13 protein-coding genes are annotated in these 20,160 nt (G+C 56.2%); 3 read left to right on the top strand and 10 right to left on the bottom strand.

What is annotated here, in order from left to right:
* The first annotated feature begins 97 nt into the window (after nucleotides 1-97).
* Complete coding sequence (locus tag AC3Y2E_RS12180) at nucleotides 98-949, top strand: SDR family oxidoreductase (protein ID WP_379210519.1); 852 nt, start codon at nucleotides 98-100, stop codon at nucleotides 947-949.
* 214 nt (nucleotides 950-1,163) lie between these two features.
* Here AC3Y2E_RS12180 and AC3Y2E_RS12175 read toward each other — a convergent pair whose 3' ends face one another.
* The 5 genes from AC3Y2E_RS12175 to AC3Y2E_RS12155 all read right to left on the bottom strand — a co-directional run bounded on the left by AC3Y2E_RS12175 (nucleotide 1,164) and on the right by AC3Y2E_RS12155 (nucleotide 7,945).
* Nucleotides 1,164-2,597: a nicotinate phosphoribosyltransferase gene (locus tag AC3Y2E_RS12175; protein WP_379210517.1), complete on the bottom strand. Its 1,434-nt coding sequence runs from the start codon at nucleotides 2,595-2,597 to the stop codon at nucleotides 1,164-1,166.
* Between the two features lie 84 nt (nucleotides 2,598-2,681).
* Nucleotides 2,682-3,239 carry a cysteine hydrolase family protein gene (locus AC3Y2E_RS12170; protein WP_332070756.1) on the bottom strand — a complete coding sequence of 186 codons (558 nt, stop codon included), beginning with the start codon at nucleotides 3,237-3,239 and terminating at the stop codon, nucleotides 2,682-2,684.
* A 65-nt stretch (nucleotides 3,240-3,304) separates the two neighbouring features.
* Complete coding sequence (locus AC3Y2E_RS12165; RefSeq protein WP_379210515.1) at nucleotides 3,305-4,084, bottom strand: NUDIX hydrolase; 780 nt, start codon at nucleotides 4,082-4,084, stop codon at nucleotides 3,305-3,307.
* 169 nt (nucleotides 4,085-4,253) lie between these two features.
* A complete protein-coding gene (locus AC3Y2E_RS12160; protein ID WP_379210513.1) occupies nucleotides 4,254-6,575 on the bottom strand; it encodes a glycoside hydrolase family 31 protein in 2,322 nt (773 codons plus the stop codon).
* A gap of 44 nt (nucleotides 6,576-6,619) precedes the next feature.
* A complete protein-coding gene (locus AC3Y2E_RS12155) occupies nucleotides 6,620-7,945 on the bottom strand; it encodes an ABC transporter substrate-binding protein (RefSeq protein WP_379210510.1) in 1,326 nt (441 codons plus the stop codon).
* A 319-nt stretch (nucleotides 7,946-8,264) separates the two neighbouring features.
* On the opposite strand from AC3Y2E_RS12155, the gene AC3Y2E_RS12150 reads away from it, so the two are divergent.
* Together AC3Y2E_RS12150 and AC3Y2E_RS12145 are read left to right on the top strand one after the other, a co-directional pair.
* Nucleotides 8,265-11,174, top strand: coding sequence for a TIM-barrel domain-containing protein (locus AC3Y2E_RS12150; protein ID WP_379210508.1), 2,910 nt, complete (start codon nucleotides 8,265-8,267; stop codon nucleotides 11,172-11,174).
* 166 nt (nucleotides 11,175-11,340) lie between these two features.
* The gene (locus AC3Y2E_RS12145; RefSeq protein WP_379210506.1) at nucleotides 11,341-12,327 is read left to right on the top strand and encodes a copper amine oxidase N-terminal domain-containing protein; all 987 of its coding nucleotides are present in this window, start codon (nucleotides 11,341-11,343) and stop codon (nucleotides 12,325-12,327) included.
* Nucleotides 12,328-12,336: 9 nt separating this feature from the next.
* Here the strand turns inward: AC3Y2E_RS12145 and AC3Y2E_RS12140 are convergent, their stop codons facing one another.
* From AC3Y2E_RS12140 to AC3Y2E_RS12120, 5 genes are read right to left on the bottom strand one after another with little or no spacing between them, the layout of a single operon-like run.
* A complete protein-coding gene (locus tag AC3Y2E_RS12140; RefSeq protein ID WP_379210503.1) occupies nucleotides 12,337-13,017 on the bottom strand; it encodes a DUF4956 domain-containing protein in 681 nt (226 codons plus the stop codon).
* Between the two features lie 33 nt (nucleotides 13,018-13,050).
* A complete protein-coding gene (locus tag AC3Y2E_RS12135; protein ID WP_379210501.1) occupies nucleotides 13,051-13,761 on the bottom strand; it encodes a polyphosphate polymerase domain-containing protein in 711 nt (236 codons plus the stop codon).
* 2 nt (nucleotides 13,762-13,763) lie between these two features.
* Nucleotides 13,764-16,898 (bottom strand): exopolysaccharide Pel transporter PelG, encoded by a 3,135-nt coding sequence (pelG, locus tag AC3Y2E_RS12130; protein ID WP_379210499.1) that lies wholly within the window; start codon nucleotides 16,896-16,898, stop codon nucleotides 13,764-13,766.
* Nucleotides 16,886-18,319, bottom strand: coding sequence for a GT4 family glycosyltransferase PelF (pelF, locus tag AC3Y2E_RS12125; protein WP_379210497.1), 1,434 nt, complete (start codon nucleotides 18,317-18,319; stop codon nucleotides 16,886-16,888). Before pelF ends, pelG begins: the two co-directional genes overlap by 13 nt.
* A 5-nt stretch (nucleotides 18,320-18,324) precedes the next feature.
* Nucleotides 18,325-20,160: a DUF2194 domain-containing protein gene (locus tag AC3Y2E_RS12120; protein ID WP_379210495.1), complete on the bottom strand. Its 1,836-nt coding sequence runs from the start codon at nucleotides 20,158-20,160 to the stop codon at nucleotides 18,325-18,327.

The following is a 20,160-nucleotide window of genomic DNA, read 5'->3' as shown; positions in this document are numbered from 1 at the left end:
TTTCCCCAAGCTGCCCGGCGCCGGGCTGGATCTCCGATAGACAACCGGCAAACGGAACTTTATGATGAATATATATAGTAGACGGGAGGGATGTGTATTGAGGCAAAAAATTGCGCTGGTCACCGGAGGCAATTCCGGCATGGGGCTGGCTACAGTAATCGGGCTGGCCCGGGGCGGATACCGGGTCGTCATGGCATGCCGGAACGCGGAACGCGGGGAGACCGCCAGACGGGAGGCCGGACGGCAAAGCGGCTCGACAGCGATCGAAACGATGACTTGCGACCTCGGGTCGCTGGCGAGCATCCGGGAGTTCGCGGACCGTTATCTGGCCCAGTTCGATACGCTGGACGTGCTGGTCAACAACGCGGGAGTCGTCACAGTCCGGAGGCATACGACCTCGGACGGCTTCGAAGCGATGATGGGCGTTAACCATCTCGGCCACTTTCTGCTGACGAACCTGCTGCTCCCCGCCTTGCGCCGCTCACCCCAGGGCCGCATCGTCGTCGTATCCTCGGGGGCGCACAAAGCCGGAACGATCCGGTTCGAAGACCCTCATCTGGCGAAACGGTTTCATGTCGTAGCCGGCTATGGCCAATCCAAGCTGGCCAACATTTTGTTTACGCGGGAGCTGGCCGAACGGTTGAAAGATACGAACATCACCGTCAACGCCGTACATCCCGGAGCCGTAGCAACCAATCTCGGAGTGGATCGGCAGACCGGCTTCGGCAAGTTCGCTTACAGGCTGCTGAGGCCTTGGATGCAGACGCCTGCGCAAGGCGCGTCGACCGCGCTGTATTTGGCGATGAGCGACGAGGCCGCGGGGGTGAGCGGACAATATTTTTACAAGAAAAAGCCCGCAGCCGTGTCCGCCAAGGCGAGCGATGCCCTCTCGGCGAAACGGCTATGGGCTTGGAGCGAGCAGCAGGTCGGGCTGACCCGGGACGGGTGAGCCGAACGAACGGGCTGCCTGATTGTATTCCTATTTGTACGTGTTCAAAAAGTCCGGTTTTCAGCACCGAGAAGATGGGATGAAGCTAGGAAATGAGGAGCGGAGCGTAGTGGGAACTACGTGAGCACCGGAAGTTCCGGCTGAATTCCATATTCGATGTCGAGCAGGCTTCCAGATGGGCTTCGTGATCAAAAGCGGGCTTTTTGATCAACCTCTATTTGTACTTCGCGATCAGATCCATCTTGGCGTTCCATACGGTCTCGCTCATGTCGACCGGATAAGGCTCCGGGTTCATTTTGCGCAAATAAGGGTCCCAGAACAAGTCAAGCTGGTTGTTGTGATAAGCGCGGATCTCATCCAATCCCGGCAGACGGCCTACCTGCTTGCCGCCCTCGAAGACGGGCTGGAGCAGCTCGACAGCCTCAAAATCGGTTACATCCTTCTGCAAATACGTATGCACCGGATCAAACAGCTTCAGCTTCTTCGCTTCCTTCACCCGCTCATGCACGAACGCAATGTAATCGCCCTCGGCTTTGCCGTGCTGACCGACGATCCGGTATACGGTTTTCATCCCCGGCGTCGTAATTTTCTCCGGATTGCCGGATATTTTAATAACCGGCACGTAGTCGTCTCCCTGCTTGCGGGCGACCAGCTTGTATACGCCTCCGAGCGACGGATTGTCCGCTGCGGTAATCAGTTGGGTGCCGACCCCCCATGCATCGATGCGCGCTCCTTGAGCTTTCAGATCGAAGATCAGGTTTTCGTCCAGATCGTTGCTGGCCGTAATCGTTACATAGTCGAGACCCGCTTCGTCGAGCATTTTCCTGGCCTGTATCGATAAGTAGGCGAGATCCCCGCTATCCAGCCGGATTCCTCTCAGCTTGTGTCCGCGCTGCTCGAGCTGCTTGCCTACACGGATCGCATTAGGAACGCCCGATTTCAACGTATCGTACGTATCGACGAGCAGCACCGCATGGTCCGGGTGAACTTGTGCGAACGCTTCGAACGCTTCCAGCTCGGTATCGAAATCCATCACCCAGGCGTGGGCATGCGTACCGACGGTCGGGATGCGGAACAGTTTGCCCGACTCCATATTGCTCGTACCGTCAAAACCGGCGATATAAGCTGCCCTCGATCCCCAGATCGCCGCATCCGCTTCCTGCGCTCTGCGCGTTCCGAACTCGAACAGCGTATCGCGGGGAGCGACCCGTCGGATTCTCGACGCTTTGGTAGCGATCAGCGTCTGGTAGTTCATGAAGTTCAGCAGCGCCGTCTCGATCAGCTGGGCTTCGAAGATGCGCGCCTCGACGCGGATGATCGGCTCGTTCGGGAATACGACCGTCCCTTCGGGGACTGCATGGAGCGAGCCCGTGAACTTCAACCGCTTCAGCTCGTCGAGAAACGCTTCCTCGTACCCTTCGGATTGTTCGCGCAAGTAGGCGATATCGTCCTCGTCGAAGCGCAGGGCGTTGATATAATGAACGATCCGCTCCAGCCCGGCAAATACCGCGTACCCGTTGTTAAACGGATTTTTGCGGAAATAAGCGTCGAACACGCGTACCTGATTGTGCCGGTTCAGTTTCCAATGCGCATAGATCATATTGATCTGGTATTTATCCGTATGCAGTGTCAAATCCCCGTAGTTCATCGGTTGTCATCCTTTCGGCAGGGGGTTCCCCGTAGAGTGCCGGACAGTTCGATCCGGACGGATTCTTGATGTCGGCTCCCGGAATCAATCCGGAACCGGCTGGCCGCCGCTTAGCAGCGTAGCGCCGAGGGAGCCCCGGAAATGGCCGAGCGCCCAGTCGTGACCGGGAGGGTTAAACGTTGCGACCGCATCCGTATGGACGACAATGCCGAACCCTTTGTTGTACGCATCCACCGCCGTGTGCAGGACACAGATGTCGGTGCAGACACCGACCAGGTGCAGCTCCCGAATGCCCCGCTCGCGCAGCTTCAGCTCCAGATCCGTGCCGCAGAACGCGCTGTACCGCGTCTTGTCCATCCAGTACATGGCGTCGCGGTTGCGGCGGTATACGTCATCCAGCTTGCCGTACAGATTCCTTCCATCCGTTCCCCGGATGTTGTGCGGAGGGAACAGTTTGTGCTCCGGGTGAAGCGTGTCTCCCGCCTCATGAAGATCGACGGCCATAACGACCCAGTCTCCTTGCGCCGCGAACGACTCCGCGAGCTCTGCGATGCGGTCTTCGATATCGATCGCCGGCTGTCCGCACGGCAACTTGCCTACGACGAAATCTACGGTATAGTCGATGACGATTAAAGCTTTCATAGGGGTAACCTCCTGTGGGGGAATTTGGTTTTGCCTAAACGTTTTTTGGCAAACACACCTGGTACCTAGCCGTAAATCGACAGCTCCGGCACAAAACCGGTAAACCTGTACAACTGGGCGGCGCGCTGCGAATAGCGGTTCGACTGCTTCGGCTTGCCCTGCTCATCCTTCGCTTCTTCCAGCAAGCCGTGCCGGCTCCGGGTCGACGTAATTTTGCGGATAAAGTTCGGTTCCTCAAAATCCGGTACGACGGTGCGGATAACCTGGTACAATTCCCCGATCGTAAATTCGTCCGGCAAAAACTCCTTCGCAATCGTCGTCGTCAGCATCTTGGCCCGGACTCTCTCCAGCGCGTCCCGCACAATGCGGCCGTGGTCGAAGGCCAGCTCCATGGCCAGCGCCTCCTCCACCGGGAACAGGCGGACGTCCGCCGCGTCGTCCTGGGCTTTGCGAGCGGCCAAATAGCGCTCGTGCACGAGGGCGAAGAAGGCGTGTGAGATGATCCAGCCTCTCGGGTCGCGGTTCGGCTCGCTGTACACGTTAAAATATTCGAGATGAACGTCGGCTACGCTCGTCTCCTCCATCAGCTCGCGCCGCGCGCAATCATACATGCTCTCATTCTCGTCGCTAAACCCGCCGGGCAGCGCCCATTGGCCTTCGAACGGCCATTTCTTGCGCTGGATGAGCAGCACCTCCAGCTTGCGGTCCGGCAAAGCTTTTTTGCCCGTCCCTTTGTCCTCCGAAGTGATTGTAAACATGACGATGTCGGAGGGGGCTCCGTCCGGCGTCCGGTATTTGCTGGGCGTATAGTTGGATTCGTTCTCGATCTCGTCAGTCGGATGCATGAGCGTCTCCTTCAAATCGTGGTTTTGATAATGTCATAATGACATATTACGATGCGAATGTCAACTCGAGTTTCTGGCTTGAACGCACTACAGTTCCGTTATCTGTTCCAGCACGATCAAAGACCGATACGGTCATCGCCGCATCGGTCTTCTGTCACCGCTTATTCCTTCAAGAAACAACCACGATTTCTACAACGTCCTTCTTCCGTTCATCTTCCTCGGCAATCAGCCGAACCGTACGCATGCTTCGATCGTAAACCCAGCCTTCTCCCTCGACGCCGCAAGAGACATCGTCCTGATTACTCTTCTCCACTCGTTCCGGCAGCCTCGCCCCATTGATTTCAATGCAGGCGGGCTTCTTATCCGAATGGATCAGGATGTCGTAGCTGCGTTTCGCCGGCATTCCTTCATACATTCCGGCTCGCGGACTTATTCGCAGGACGACGGCATCCTGTTGTTGCCGGCATTCGATCCGCGTCTCGGCAACGTTGCCCTCCTCATACAGAAAAGTCGTCCCGTCGTCCTCATACAGCGTAAAGTTGCTGTCGCCATGCGGGTAAACATGCACCCCTAGACGTTCGACGGGCTTCTCTCCAACGTAGTCCATTTCGGGCCATTCGGGGATGATAGCTCCGGCGCGAACGAACAAAGCTCCTCCCGCATAAGCGGAAACCTTGCAGGCGACGGTTTGCGGGCCCGTGTACCGCTCCTTCGTCCAGTAATCGATCCACTCGCCTTCCGGCAAATAGACTTCGTCGGTAAAAGCGGCGACAAGGAAGGAGCCGCCGAACATATACTGTCCGAGCAGGTCGTCCGACTTCGGATCGTTCGGATACGCGAGCGGCATAGCACGGATAATCGGCATTCCCGTACGAGCGGCAGCATGCGCCGCTGAATAGATGTACGGCAGAAGACGATAACGCAGCTTCGCGTACATCTTGAACATAGCCAGCATCTTCTTATCCAGCAGCCACGGATGGCGCCAGTAGGCCCAGCTGTTCACCTGCGACCATGGCTGGAAAAACCCGAAATGGAGACCGGCCGGAGTAAACACCTCCATATCGCAGCTTGTATTGGCATGTCCGGACAACCCGTGATTCAGCAGCGATACGAGCGGCTTCGGCCCTCCGCCGGTGTCCCCTGCCCAAGTGGCCGCATATTGCTGGATGCCTGCAAATCCACCTGCCGTATAAATCATCGGTCTGCGTCCCGTCTGCTCCTTAAAGCCGAGATGCATCTGTTTGGCGAGCAAAATCGGATATAGATTGTGCATCTCTTCGTCGAGCATTCCATTGCCCCAAAGCCGGTCGGGGTGGTCGAGAACTTGCTGGGCGCCGTCCAGTTTGAACGCGGAGACGCCCTGCCTCACAAACTTGGTTAAATGCGCATACCACGCCTCGCCATGCTTCGTGACCCTATCCATATAGACCGGGTGCTGCAGCTTCGTATCTTGTTCATAATCGTCCGGATGAGTCCTTTGGAAGCCCGCATCCTCCGCACTCAAGCCGCTTGAACCACCGCCGGCATTTTCTTTCTCCCGGATCAGCCGCTCCTCATGCAAACTCATGTCGTAATCGGCACATAACCACAAACTCAATTTAAAGCCGAGTCGTTCCAAGGCGCCGAAGAAAGTGGAAGGTCCGCCGTCCGGCAACCAATACGGAACCGCAAACCTCTCCGGATGCCAGTTTTTATCCACCGAATAATCGTAATTTTTTTCCATCCAGCCCGGTTCCAGCCCGATCAAGTCGCAAGGGATGCCCTCCCGGCGAAAATTCAGCGCATCGTCGATCATCTCTCTCGCATTGGCCTGTTCATTGCACACGAAAGTAAGGCCGTATGCCCAGATCGGGAGCACCTGCGGTTTGCCGGCGATGGATGTGTAGCTTTGAAGCAGATCGGCATACGTTTCTCCCGCGAACAAGAAATAATCCAGTTCGCCGCGGCGGCCCCAAAATCGCAGCCGATCATTCACCGTGCTGCCTACATCTACGGCGTGTCGCCATGTCGTATTAATAAGGAGCCCCCATCCGTTGCTGCTCATAAGAAACGGAATCGGAGCATACGCTTTCACATTCGCCACCCACATGTTCGCCCGATGACCGCGTTTTTGAATTCGTTCACGCGTTTCGTCGCCCAATCCGTACACCCGCTCCTGTTCGGACAACAGAAACTCCGCGCCGAACCCCCGCTGCGGATCGGACCATGGCGGTATCGCATGGCGTGTCAGCATTTCGCCTCGTGCATTCATAAGTTCGATGCGGCCGCTGCTCTTCTCCACTCGAAGCTGCGCTCGTTCCGTACGGATGTCCAGCACGTGCTCCCGGTCGTTAACCGTACAAGCGGCATCCCTTTGCCGGCTGTCCAATATGCCGTAACGGATCAGCGCGGGTTCGCGGAAATCGTCGGCCGCACTTAAGCGGACGCGGAACGTATCCGGCGCAACAACTTGAATGTACATATGCCCGCCGCTTTGCAATGTTATTTTCATCGATTTATTTCCCACGCTTTACACCTCTTCTCCGGGGTATGCGCCTACTTCGGCTTTGCCGTCTGAATTTTTTGATTAGCCGTTTCTTCGGCATCGCGCAGCGCCGTATTGAGATCCTTCGCGCCGCTGATGGCTGCAATGACGGCATTGTAAAATTCGGTCGTGGCGATACTGTTATATCTCGTCACTGCGCTCGCGGAACCGTATTTTTGCGGCAGCATCGCTTTCGTATTTTTGCCTTTGAACAATGGCACATCTTGACCGAACGATTCTCTGACCGCCTTATTTTGCAATACGGTCAGTATCTTTCCTTCCTTCGACTTCTGCAGTTGGAACTCTTCCGATGTGAAGTAGGAGATGGCCTCGAACGCCTGATCCTTGTACTTGCTCGTATTCGTAATGTAATAGTACGTCGGGTAAGGCTGAGGCCCGACGGATGGCGCATCTTTAAATACGGGAAACGTAGCGATGTCGAAGTTCATTCCTTCCAATTGGGCGGCATGCGTGCCGGTTATCTCGAGGAACATGGCCGTATTGCGGTCTTTGAAAAACCGATTTACTTGAGTGCCGACATCCAGCGCATTAGCCGTCTTCTCGTAGCCGGGAACCGTATAATACCGTATGAAATTATCGGCAAACTTCTTCCAGCCATCCGTATGGATAACGGCTTTCTCCGATGCCGGGTCGATCGGATTGAGCGAACGGGCGTTCATCAGCGCCAAATGTCCGAACGGCATCGCCATCCCGTAGTATTGCGTATCCCCGTCTTTTCGCGTAAGCTTCTTATTCAGTTCTTCCAGGTCATCCCAATTCATGCCGTCCTTCGGATATGCAACGCCGAATTTATCGAACACGTCTTTATTGTAATAAAGCGCCGAAGGAGGAACGTACGCCGGGAGACCGTACATGCCGCCTTTTGCGATTTGCTTGGCCATATCGACCGTTGTCGGCTCCAGTTTGCTCAGATCGTAACCTGCCTTTTTGATCAGAGGGGAGATGTCGAATTCCAGCTTCTGATCCAGCAGCGTAGGCGGCGTCGCTCCGATCGAGCAAAAAATGATATCGATTGTTTGACCTGCGGCGATCAGTTCGGCTATGCCTGTTCCCGGCCTCGAACCGCCCACGATAAACTTGGGAGTCATATAAGGAAATTTTTTCTTGAGCGGCTCCCCCAACAATTGATTCAATCCTTCTTCGTCCCAATCGTTAATAAACGGATAATACAGGACCAGCTCGACCGGCTCTTGCGGAGGTTCGTTTGTTTTTCCTTCCTGTCCTTCCTTTCCGCTTCCGCATGCCGTCGTCATGCCGGTTGCCAGTATGAGCGACAACAGTGCCGCCGCGCTCGCTTTCCCGTTTTTTTGAGCCATCTCCCTTATCCCCTTTGCGAAAATATTTGGAATCTCCGAATCCCTTACACTGCAGTCCCTGCCGCGTCAATCCGCACCACGCCGTTAACGGCAGCAGTGCCGGCCGCTCCCAAAGTGGCAAGAAGCGTTTTTCTAGACATTTTGTCGGACATGTTTCGTTTCATGGGACGTTGCCTCCTTTCATGAATGACCTTCCTTATTGCTTTCTTTGCTTTCGTGGAATTACAATCATTGTATATGGAACCGCATACATTTCGTAGGACGATCGATTGCAATCAATAGGATATCGATGACTGTTTGAATAAGGAGGCATAGCGAGTTGAGCGCAAAATCGAACGGTATCGTATTTGAAATTGCCAGCGGCGGCTATTTGCGCGTAGATTCGGTATCTCCCGGTACGCTGCGGATTCGCCTTCATGAAACGGACGACTTTCCGGAATCCGCCCTCGAACGTTACGGTATCGTCTTACATCGCAGCTCGTGCGACTACGTGCTGGAATACGACGGTCCTGCTTGCACAATCCGAACGGACAAAGCGGCGCTTACGGTCGATACGCGGAACGGCTGTCTTTCTTTGCGCAATGAACGCGGCGAATTGCTGACGTGCCAGGCCGATCGCCCCTGGTCCGATGCCGCCCAAGGATTCGGCGCTCATTTCACGCTGGCGGACGGTGAGCGGATATACGGGCTCGGCGATGTGAAGAGAGATCGTATTCAGCACCGGGGACATCGGGCCGAGATGCGGATCGAGAATGTACACCGCTACGCCCCCGTTCCATTTCTAATGAGCAGCCGCCGATGGGGGCTTTTCATAAACACGACCTGGTGTCACGAGATCGATATCGGCCATGCGCAGCGCAACTTGTTGACATTCCAGGGGACCGGCGGGAAGCTGGACTTCTTCCTGTTTGTCGGCGACTCCTATGCCGAGCTGCTGGACCGCTATACCGGCGTGGTCGGAAAGCCGCTATTGCTGCCCGTCTGGGCTTATGGCCTGACTTACGTATGCCACCAGCAAGTCAATGCGCGCGAGATGGTGGACGATGCGCTCAATTTCCGACGGGCGGGTATTCCTTGCGATACGATCGGGCTCGAACCGGGCTGGATGGATTCACCCAGCGAATCCGTTCATAAAAACTGGCATCCGGAACGATTTGCCCTCCCTCCTTACTCCAAAAAATCCGATACGTTTATCGGCGCACTGGACAAGCTCGGCTTTAAGCTTAGCTTATGGCTTACCTGCACGCATGACTTGAGCATAGAGGAAGAGCGTTCGTTGTCGGAGTCGGCGTCTAGCGCAATCCAGGCGTTTACCGAAGCGCCCTGGTACGATCATTTGCGGAAGTTCGTCGATCAAGGCGTGAGCGCATTCAAGCTGAGCGGTGCACCCTTCGGGCTGGAAACGTCCGGACGAAGGTGGGGCAACGGGATGAGCGATGATGAGATGCACAATCTGTATCCGATTTTGCTCGCCAAGCAGCTGCATCTGGGTTATAAAGAGCAGACGGGTTTGCGGTCGATGATCTATATGGCCAACGGGTACGCGGGTATGCAAAGATACGCCGCCACATGGGCCGGTACTTCCGATCAGCAACCGGCTCTCGTTTCGATGCTCAATCATGGCATGTCCGGTCATGTCCATACTACCGAGGATATGGACGTTTCTACGCCCGAGGGTATCCACTTCGGTTTTTTGCAGCCCTGGTCGCAGGTGAACAGCTGGGCTTACTGGCACCATCCGTGCTTGCTGGAACACGAACTGCTGCGAACGTTCCGAACGTATGCCAAATTGCGCTACAGTCTGCTGCCCTATATTTATTCAGCCGCTCACAACGCCGCCCGCACCGGTATGCCGATCCTTCGCGCAATGCCATTGGCCTTTCCCGATGATCCGCATGCGGACGAGCTGCTGCATCAGTATATGTTCGGGGGCTCGCTTCTCGTAGCCGCATATACCCGTACCGTTTATTTGCCGGAAGGCGTCTGGTTCGACTATTGGACCGGCGAACGGCATACGGGGCCGAAGCAGTTGGAATATGCCGCGGTCGCGCCGGCCGGCGGACCGTTGTTCGTCAAAGCAGGCGCCATCATCCCCGTATGGCCGGAGATGAGCCATATCGGGCCGAAGCAGCCGGAGACCATCAGTCTCCACCTGTACCCGTATGGCGAAAGCGAATATGTTCTCATGGAAGACGATGGGGTAACTTACGGGTATATGGAGCATCGGATCGCCGAATCGAAAATAAGCTGCCGGACCACGGATAAGCGAACCACGGTTCGGATCGGTACCCGGAAGGGTCATTATGAGGGAATGCCGTGCAGACGCGGCTACGATGTCTACCTGCATGTTCCGGCCAAACCGCTGCAAGTGACGATAGACGGAATCTTGGCCGAGGAAACGGTCCATCCGCCGGAAACCGGTTCGGCGCGGGGCGGCTGGTATTTTGACCGGTCATCCCGGATCGTCCGGCTTGGCTCACAAGAGCATGAGGATAAACTGGAGGAAGTGACGATCGAAGTATGCTACGACGCCACTTTTCACCGAGAGAGCCAGACGAGGCATTTCCATCACGATACGCCTGATTCGCCCGGAACGAACGCGCATTGGGAGACGGAACTTGAAATCGGTTTGGAAACAGGGGATCGCGCAAAGGCGTTAGCGGCGCTGGAGGAATGGTGGGTCGAACGGATCGAGCGTATCCCGAACCCGGACGAAGCACGCGTCAACATGCTTATGATTTGCGGATTGTTCGTTCGCATCTGCAATCGCCAAGGATGGAACGTACAGACCGTACTCGACGGCGAATACGACGCTTTCGTAAATATACAAGCCGTTTTCAGGAAAGAACATGGTTACGACCTCATGCGGCGAGCGATCCAACAAGTTATCGAGTACCGGCGTTCCGCCAAAAAGTCCGATATCCACCCGCTGATTAAACAAATAACCGATATCGTGGAAAAAGAGATCGACGGCAATATAACGCTTCACACGATGGCCGATCGGCTGCACGTCAACTCCTCCCACTTGAGCCGGATGTTCAAGCAAGCCGTCGGGCAATCGTTCACCGATTACGTGATGGTCCGGAAAATGGAGCGTGCCAAATCGCTGCTTATCGCAGGCAGCAGCGTCTCGGAAGCGGCCTTGCAGCTCGGCTATAAAGATACGAGTCATTTCATTCGGGTGTTTCGCAAATATTGGGGGGTAACTCCCGGCGAATTAAAAATGTAACGGAAACTCCGGCTTGAGATCCTGCCCTATTCTCCAGGAAGACAATCACCCGCACCGGCTGCAGGCCGCAAGCAGCCAGCATCCGGGGGCGCGATTGTCGTTTCCTCCAATATCCATTATGATGGAGGAATAGACAAGTACACTTACCCGACTAAGGATGATTCCCATGCGAGCGGCCCGACTGTTAAAGCTTCCTTCCCTACTCCTCGTTCTCCTGGTGCCGGCTGCGGCCTATGCGGCTCCCGAGACGTCCGAGACGATCCGCAAACTCGAATTTCGCCCGCCCCATTCGGCGGCTGCCTCCGCACCGGCGTCCTCCGCCACCCTTCAAGGCGCCGACCAATTCGACATAGCCTGGAGGCTGCTCGAGCAGGCCCCCGGGCAGTTGACCGGCTCCGCCGACAATAAGTTCTACTACCAGGCCGCAGGGCGGACGATCGCCGTGCTGCCTTCGGGCGAGCGAACCCCGGCGGGTACGGCGCCGAGTCCGAACACGGGCGTGCCGGACGGCGTGAAGGTGACGGAGAACGGAATTAGTAAGGAAGAAAACGGCAAGATCGCGTGGACGTACAAGCCGGACGGCAACAGAAAGATAATGCCGGAGACGCTGCAAGCGGATGCGGCCAATCATATTTACTTTCAGGATAACGCTTCGAACTGGTACTCCTTGACCGAATCCGGGCGGCAGCGTTACATTCTGGAATGGGAAGGAATTCGCGACAAAGTGCAGTGTACCGCCGTGCCTTCCGGAGACGCGGTATGCGCTTCGCCGGCCTTCGGCCTGATCGGAATCCGCGAAAAAACAAATGCTCCCCGCCTTTATATCGATGGCAAGGAACAGTTCTTTTCCCAGCGTCCGGAAGTGATCGACAGCGCGACGTACGTGCCGCTGCGCGCGATAGCGGAATCGCTCGGGGCCGACATCGGCTGGGACCCGGACTCTGCGGAGGTGACGATCCGCAAAGGCAAAACCGTCCGCATCGCGATCGGCAGCGCCGAAGCGTCGATCGGCGGCAAGCGGACAGAGCTTAGCCATCCGCCCCTGCTGCTGGAAGGAACGACGTTCGTCCCGCTGCGCTTCATCGGAGAAGCCCTCGGCGAGAAAGTATTATGGGAAGAAGCGACCCGGACGATCCAGATCGCTTCTCCTTGACTTCACTCTTTACTGCGCGTAATCGCCCGTATAGTTGATCAAGGCAACGTCGACGACGCCCTCCACATCGGACAATTCGCTGACGAACGCCGTATTGTCGTCCCGAAGCCTCAGCTCCAGCGTCAGCTCGGTAAAATCTTTGCGCACCGTTTTCGACTTCAGATGATAGTTTAATTTGCGAATCTGTTCGCGAACGCTGTCGGTTGCCGATTCGGAATGGCGGATAATGAGTAGGTACGGCTGCTCCCTCACTTTCCGTCTCGACAGCCAGATCATGGCCAGGCCGACGGCGGCCGAGCCGATGATGGCGACCGGGTACAGCTTCGCCCCCGTGGCGATCCCCGCCGATACCGCCCAGAACATGTAGATCGTATCGAGCGGGTCTTTGACCGCCGTCCGGAACCGGACGATACTGAGGGCGCCGACCATCCCGAGCGACAAGACGATATTCGTGCTGATCGTCATGATAATCAGCGTCGTCAGCATCGTCATCAGCACGAACGTGACGTTGTAGTTGTAGCTGTAGACGACACCCCGGAACGTTTTCCGGTAGATGTAGAAAATAAACAGCCCGAGCCCGAAAGCGACGGCCAGTCCGATAATGACGTCGATGTAGGATACATTCCGGAACGCCTCCAGATGAAGCACGCTTTTCTTGAATAAATCCTGAAAATTAGTAGAATCCCCCACTGCAATCTTCCTCTCGCCTGATTCTCCATATCGTTACGGAGTGAAATGTTTGATCCCCAGCTCACGGCAGATGACGTACTTCGAGATCGCGGACCGGTTATGAGCGTGAGGCTGCGCCAGCAGCCGTACCGATTCCGGCAAGAAGGCGTTGAATTTGACCTCCATAATCGTCCGGCCGGTCTCCAGCGCCTCGACGAGGGCCAGATTCGGATCAAACAGATCGTACGTATTCACGGCTCCCGACAGCTTCTTGTCGAACGTGATGCGGACGTCCTCATATTCGTAGATGTACGCTTCCCGGATATAATCGACGATGACCGCCGGGCGGAATCCGCGCATTTCGACGGCCATGTAGAAATCTTTCAGGAGCGGGACAGTCGCATCCTTCAGCACCGATCCGTCCCCTACGAGCAGACGGTCGTACACGTCGCGGCTTAAGGACGCCGACTCCTTGCATACGTAATCCCCGTATTTGCTTTTGCGCTCCAGCTTGATGACCCGGTCGCTTCCGTTATAGACGCGTATCCGATATTTCTCGCGGCTGAACACTCCGTTATTTTTGTCATACAGCGCATGGTCGTGCGGCCCGTCGAAGTAGAGACTGCGCACGCAGTACCCGTCGGACGCTCCGGAGTGTTTGTCCAGCGTGAGCAGCGACGAGATCCGCTGGCGGAGCGCGACATATTCATGCGGGTTAATGTAATACTTCAACTCATGCCGTAGCTTTCGTCCGAGAAATAACACGTCTACTCCACCTTTATCTGCCTGATTCCATAGTAGGGATCGCCCTTCTCGTCCTCATACGAGTCGAAGGCGACTTGCTTGTTGCCGTTTTTGTCGCGGACTATCACTTTCCAGTAATACGTTCCCGGCTTCGGCTTGTCGATCGTCAGCTTCGTTGTCGTCAAGTTCGATTGCTGGCCGACAATCTGGGTGAACGCCGGATCTTTGGCTACCGACCAGTCGTAGTACAAGTCGTCCCCTTGCAGATCGAACGAATGGTCCCAGGTGAAGCTAAGCTGCTGGCCGCTCTGGACCACGTCGCCGAGGAAGATCGGCTTCGGTTTTTGTAGATCCTCTTGGAAGCGGGCAATCGAACGGCTCGGCGTTTCCGTGATGCGCTTGAATTCGGCGTCCAGCTTGTTCTCCTGGATCGTCCAGAAATCTTTGTCCGGCGAGCGGCGAAGATAAGGTTCCACGACGGACCGGTACGGCTCCAGCAGGGCGGAGACCGATTCGTTGTTGATCGACTTATGCAGCTCGTGAATCTTATTTTCAAGCAGACGGACGTTCGCCTCGCTGCGGAAAAACCGGCTGTGCAGCACGTTGCCCCAATAGTTGCTGATCCCGTTCGCATACTCGCTGATGCTGTTCAGCCCCCGCTGCAATTCCCAGGCTCCGTCGTAGTCCCACGGGACGAAGTACCATTTGTCCGAATTTAACGGAGAGTAGATCAAGTAGTTTTGCGCGTCCGTATCCATATTGTCCATCAATATATTGGCGGCGAGCCAGGTCATGTAGTTGTCCAGATCGAAATGCTTGGCTATGACGTCCTGAATCGGAATCGCCATATTATTCACGTCGTCCAGCATCTTAAGCAGCTTGTCGTGGTCTTCGCGGCCCTGGATTTCCAATACTTTCTCGAAAGCCTCTTTGTTGTAGCCCGGATCGGATTGCGATTTCAAGGCGTCGGAGTAGCGGAAAAACTCGAACATGACCGCCTTGTACAGCTGCCCGTTCGGGTCGAGCCAATGGTTTTTCAAAAACATCTCGTTCGGATTTTCGACGTGGGTGTACAAGCCGTAATCGACGAACGACTGGTTCGCTTTGCCCGGTTCGGACAAGTCTTTCACATACAGCCGGACGAACTGGGTCCTCAGGCTGGCGATGTCCGGCAGCGTCTCCAGGATGTCATAGCTGAACTTGTTGCGGATACGCGACGGGTCGTAGTAATGCTTGTTCAGGTTGAGGATGCGCTGGTCGCGCCATAGCCCCGCCTGGTTGTTCAGCCTGACTTTGTATGAGCGCTGAGGGGCGTACCGGGCCGTCTTGCCGCGAATGCTGATTTTGGCGTTGGCCTCCGTCGTTCCGTAGCCGAAGGCGCCTTGCACCGGGCCGCTTCCGTCGGGCGCGCCTTCCTGGAAGATCATCTTCAGCTCGCCTTCCTCCATCCGGTCCGTAATCCGGTTCAATTGGTACCAGCTGAGCGGTTTCGCCGCATTTTTATCTTCAGGCAGTATCGTCAAATACAAAGGAATGACCGACGTATCCTCATCCCGCTCGTACAGCCGCTTGTCGTCGATGAAACGTTCGCCGGACATCGCGGGAACGACCGTCGCCCCGGGTGCGGCAGTCTTGCCCGGCTCCCCGCCCTCCTCCGAGCACGCAGCCAGCACGACGGACAAGACGAGCACCGAAACGGCGGTTGCAGCCGCCTTGCCGCCCCCTTGCTTCCAGAACGGAGGCTTGGTTCCGAATCCCGGTCCCGAAGTCTTGGATGTAAACGCGGAAGGCCGAGCGCAGAACGTGTAATAATCGATATTCCGGACGTAGGCCACCAGACGCGTCAAAGCTAGCACGAGCGTCACGAACGCGGCGAGAAACAGGCCCAGCCCGTGGTTCTCGGAGCTCATCGTCCAATACGTCATCCCGGCGTTCAAGACGACGAACAAGCCGCTGATGACGAGCGCTCCCTTCCGGTCGTCGAAGTACAGCATAAGCAGCATGACGATAAAGGCGGTAATAAACAAAAAGTAACCGAGCACGAGCGTCATAAACGTATCGAGCTGAACCATGGAGAAGCCGATCATCGGCAGCAGCTTGATGCCGAGCGCGATCGAGATAACGGTAAACAATAGCTGTAGTTCCATAATAAAACTGATCTCCTGCATCAAAGTTTGCTGCATCGCTTGTTTGGCGCGTTTCACTTCGTTAAACGTGCCGCCGTTCAAAATCCTATCGTAGTAGTCGCGGTATTTCTCGTAAAACGACGTTTCCATCGAGACGACAAACGCCACCAGCGTAGGCACGATCGTCAAATAGGCATAAAAAACCGGCAAATCGTAAAACGGGGATATCGCATACTGGTCCGCAACGCGCGCGCTGTAAGGCCCGAACCAATAAACGAAGCTGTGGATGTACACCCCCGAGTAAAAAAACGTCCCGATCCCGAACAAAGCGGGATACTTGCGGAAGTAGCCGAGAAAGCGGAAGTACAGCCGGCTCGACTTCGGGGGGAACATCTCCTCGAAATGGCGGGCCGACAGCAGCACGATCACAAAAAATCCGATCGCCATCATCGTCAGCACCGCGGTCGCGCTTTTGAACGGAGTCAGCGCCAGTACAAGCCAAGAGCCCAATACCGCAATCGCCACGCCGTACAAGAAATTGCGGACGATCCGCTTGTAATCTTTCAGAGCCGACAAGTGGACCGTCTGCAGCCAGATAATAATCAGCTCCGAGAAAAAGAGGAACGCAGCCGCCTTGTAGCCGAATCCCGCCGTAACGCCTCTCAAGAACAGCCAGGCGCATACCGCGCCGAGCGGCAAGCATACAGCCGCAGCTCCGTAAAACGAGGAGAGCATATGCTCGTATTTCTTCTCGAACATCATATCCGCGATAAACCGGGTGAGCAGAAGCGACAGCCCTCCCGTAATCAGCACGGAAAAGATGAAGCAGTACACGACCGTCGCCAGAAACAGCTCCTGCTCCAAATAGGCGGCTCCGGTCGACGCCATCAACCGTTGCATCAGGATGATCATCGAGATGCACAGCACCATCGGCCCGACCGTCGTCAGCGACGAATAGCCGTATGCCCGGATGCTGCTCAGCAGTCCCTGGTCGCGGAACAGCTTTCTCAGCTCAAAACCTATGCCCGCCATGGTCTCACCTCCTCAAAGGATGCATACAGCCGCTTGTAGCTGTCGATAAACTTCCGGTGCGTGTAATGCAGACGAATGCGCTCCAGCCCGTTGCGTCCCATCTGCTCGCGCAGGGCGCGGCTCATGCACAGCTGGACGACTGCGCCGGCCATCTGATCGTAATGCATAACCGGCACGACGATGCCGGCCGGACCGATCCCGTCGTCTCGCCCGAACAACAGCTCGCGGCAGCTGCCGACGTCGGTCGTCACGACCGGCCTTGCGCTCGCCATCGCCTCCATCACCGCGAGCGGCATCCCTTCGCTTACGCTCGACAGCAGCATGAGATCCATCCGCCCCAAGTAATCCTTGATGCGGACTGAGCCGGTAAAGATGATGTCCTCCACCTGCAGCGATTCCACGAGCTGCAAGCATTCCTCGTAGTACTCGTCGTTTTCCTCCGCAGGCCCCATGATGTACAGCTCCGCATTCGGCACCTGCTGCTTCACGAGCGCGAAGCTGTGGATCATCGTCTTGATATCCTTGATCGGCACGATGCGGACGATCGCGCCGATACGGATTTTCGTCTCCTCCTTCGGAGGCATCTGCGCGACATCCGCATAGTCCTGATCGTTCACGCCGTTCGGAATAATCTCGATCTTGTCCGGATCGCAGCCCAGCTCCATCTCGATTTCCCGGTTGCGGTTGAACAAAGTGATGACCCGGTCGGTATAATCGTAGGCGCAGCCGGACAGCCGGTAGAAATATTCGATCCACAAATCCTTGAAGTATCCTTTGACCCAATCCGCTTTAATGATCTCCTCTTCCCGCTCCCGGGAGTAGATGCCGTGCTCGGTCAACAAATACGGCTTGCCGTACAGATGCTTGGCGAGCGCGCCGATCACACCGGCATAACCCGTCGATACGCTGTGGTACAGATCCGCCTCGGGGATATCCTGGCGCACCGCCTGGAACAGCGGCAGCATCATCGAACGGACCATCCATACCATTTCCGTAAACGGGATTTGCGAATACTTGGCGCTGCACAGCTCGACCAGGATGTCGAAGTAATCTTGGCTCATCAGAAAATCGGACGCCACCACGAACTGCTCCGACCGCAGCAGCGCGAAAAGCCCGGCCCAGTCGACGTCCCCGTCTCCGGAAAGCAGCGAACGAAACGAGGACTTCTGCGCCGCCGTTAGCCGGATACTCCTCCGGCTGCCTCCCGGCTCGTCCAGCAGCGCGTCCAGAAACGTTTCCTTGACTTCCGCGACGTTCGGCGGCAGCTTGTATTTGAACTGACCGCGCTGCTGCTCCTGCGCGCCGATCGTGTAGATGACGAACTCGTGCTCGGGCATGCTGGTCATCAAAGAATGAATCCAGCTGGAAACCCCGCCCGTTATATAGGGATAAGAGCCTTCGGCGATGATGCAGATCCGCATAGTTTTCAATCTCCCAACCCGATTTCAAAGTTTGCCTGAACCGCGGTGACCAGATAGGCGGACTCGTCGATTTTCTGCACTTTGCAGCCCGACATCGTTTGAATGGCCCGCTCCGTCCTCAATATGAAGTGCTGCCGGGTGCGAAACGAGTCGATTTTGCCGCTGATCTTCCCTTCCTGGCGTGTAAACTCGACACGGCTCGTCAGCACCTCCTCCATATCGACGGCCGCTTTGGAAGAGGTCGAATGTCTCAGCCACGGATACACGCGGTCAAGCCGCTCCAGCATGGAGGAGAAGCCTTCGTACAACTCCTCCCACGACATATCGTTGTTACGGTCCTCGCTGAGCAGATCGTCCGGGTGGATAAAGTGGGAGAAGAAGCCGAACAGCGTAATCGAATTGGCCATCATCCAACGGTCGAACGGCTGTTCCAGATACCCCGACGTCAGGCGCGGCATCTCCAATATTCCGTCCGGCGCCACCTCGAATTCCTGCACGTAGGCGCGTCCGGCCTCATCGATTCCGTACAGCGACGAGATCACCGCCATACTCGGCCACCCTTGCTTGAGCGCCTCCCGGCCTTCCGGGCTGAGCACATTGGAGGGGGGAACGTAAGAGAGCATCGTATAGTTCGGGAATGCCTTGCCCGCAAACTCCACCGATTCCTTGATCGATTCCGTCATGTCTTCGACCGATTCCCACGGCATATAGCCGTACCAGGCGGCTACGTCCCGGCTTCGCTGAAGCGACTGATGATTGTAGCCGTGAAGGCCGATCTCTCCCCCGCTTTTGAGCACCTCCCGGCCGTAGCTGAGAAGTCCTTTCAGATCCGCGTCCACCGGCTCCCGAAACGGAGGCTTGACCTGGTCGTTATAGGACTCGATCAGAGCCGCCGTATATTTGACATCGAACCGTTTGGCCACCTTCAGCATGTCCGGCCACCAGATTTCCTTGAAAAAAGCCGGAGTGTCGCGGCGGTAGTCGCGGAAGATACCTTCGTTGATTCCTTTCGGAATCGGCGCGGGGAAATCGTCGATATAAAAAATTTTGGAGTTGAAGATCGGATAAATAAACTCCGGCTCCAGCATGCTAATCGCGCCCGCCAACAAGCCGCGGTTTACTTTTAAAGTCAATATCGTTCCGTTGTACACCATGAACTTGCCCTTGCCGTACGAATAGTCCCAGAGAAGCGGGATACCCTCGGCCGACTTGGCCAGCACCCGGCTCTTGTCGTCCAATTCGGCGACCACCGACGTATTCGTAATGATCGGAGCGTCGATGACGAGCCCCTTCTCGCCGATCAACACGTTCGAGGTCAGCTCGATTCCGTTCGAAGGCAGGATGTCCTTGGCTGCGACGATGCCCATTTTCCGATAGATGCGATAAAAGGTGTCGTCCAGTTCGGGGATGACCGCGAGAAACACGTAACCTCCGTTCTCCACATAGCCGGCGAGCGCCGTCCCGTCTGCGCCCAGCAGCTCCAGACGCTCCGTCGCGACGATAACGGCCGCGCAGGAGCCCGGCTGAAATCCGCCGCTGCTCACATCGAACGACCGGATCGGCTTTTTCATATACTTCAAAGTATGCTCCGCCTGATCCTTGATCTGTACGCTGTAAGACTCGCGGCCCTCGTAGACCACGCAATAGGGAGCTCCCGAGGACGCCAGCGCGGCCTTGTCCACAAGGGCGGGCTTCCATGTCCCTGCTTGAGCCGGCACCGCCTCGTTCCGGCTGAACTGCAAAACGTAGCGGGAGCTCGTCAGTTGAATCGCAAGCGCGAGCAGCAGCACGCCCGCGATAATGATATAAACGTTTCGTTTCAGTTTTACTTTCGTATCCAT

The organism is Paenibacillus sp. MAH-35 (assembly GCF_058135425.1).
This window is presented reverse-complemented; position numbering and strand designations above follow the sequence as displayed.

Excerpts from the sequence above, each read along its gene's own strand:
- AC3Y2E_RS12170 (WP_332070756.1), bottom strand. The coding sequence starts at position 3,239 with ATGAAAGCTTTAATCGTCATCGACTATACCGTAGATTTCGTCGTAGGC.
- AC3Y2E_RS12175 (WP_379210517.1), bottom strand. The coding sequence starts at position 2,597 with ATGAACTACGGGGATTTGACACTGCATACGGATAAATACCAGATCAAT.
- AC3Y2E_RS12145 (WP_379210506.1), top strand. The coding sequence starts at position 11,341 with ATGCGAGCGGCCCGACTGTTAAAGCTTCCTTCCCTACTCCTCGTTCTC.
- pelG (WP_379210499.1), bottom strand. The coding sequence starts at position 16,898 with ATGGCGGGCATAGGTTTTGAGCTGAGAAAGCTGTTCCGCGACCAGGGA.
- AC3Y2E_RS12160 (WP_379210513.1), bottom strand. The coding sequence starts at position 6,575 with ATGAAAATAACATTGCAAAGCGGCGGGCATATGTACATTCAAGTTGTT.
- pelF (WP_379210497.1), bottom strand. The coding sequence starts at position 18,319 with ATGCGGATCTGCATCATCGCCGAAGGCTCTTATCCCTATATAACGGGC.
- AC3Y2E_RS12155 (WP_379210510.1), bottom strand. The coding sequence starts at position 7,945 with ATGGCTCAAAAAAACGGGAAAGCGAGCGCGGCGGCACTGTTGTCGCTC.
- AC3Y2E_RS12120 (WP_379210495.1), bottom strand. The coding sequence starts at position 20,160 with ATGGATACGAAAGTAAAACTGAAACGAAACGTTTATATCATTATCGCG.
- AC3Y2E_RS12165 (WP_379210515.1), bottom strand. The coding sequence starts at position 4,084 with ATGCATCCGACTGACGAGATCGAGAACGAATCCAACTATACGCCCAGC.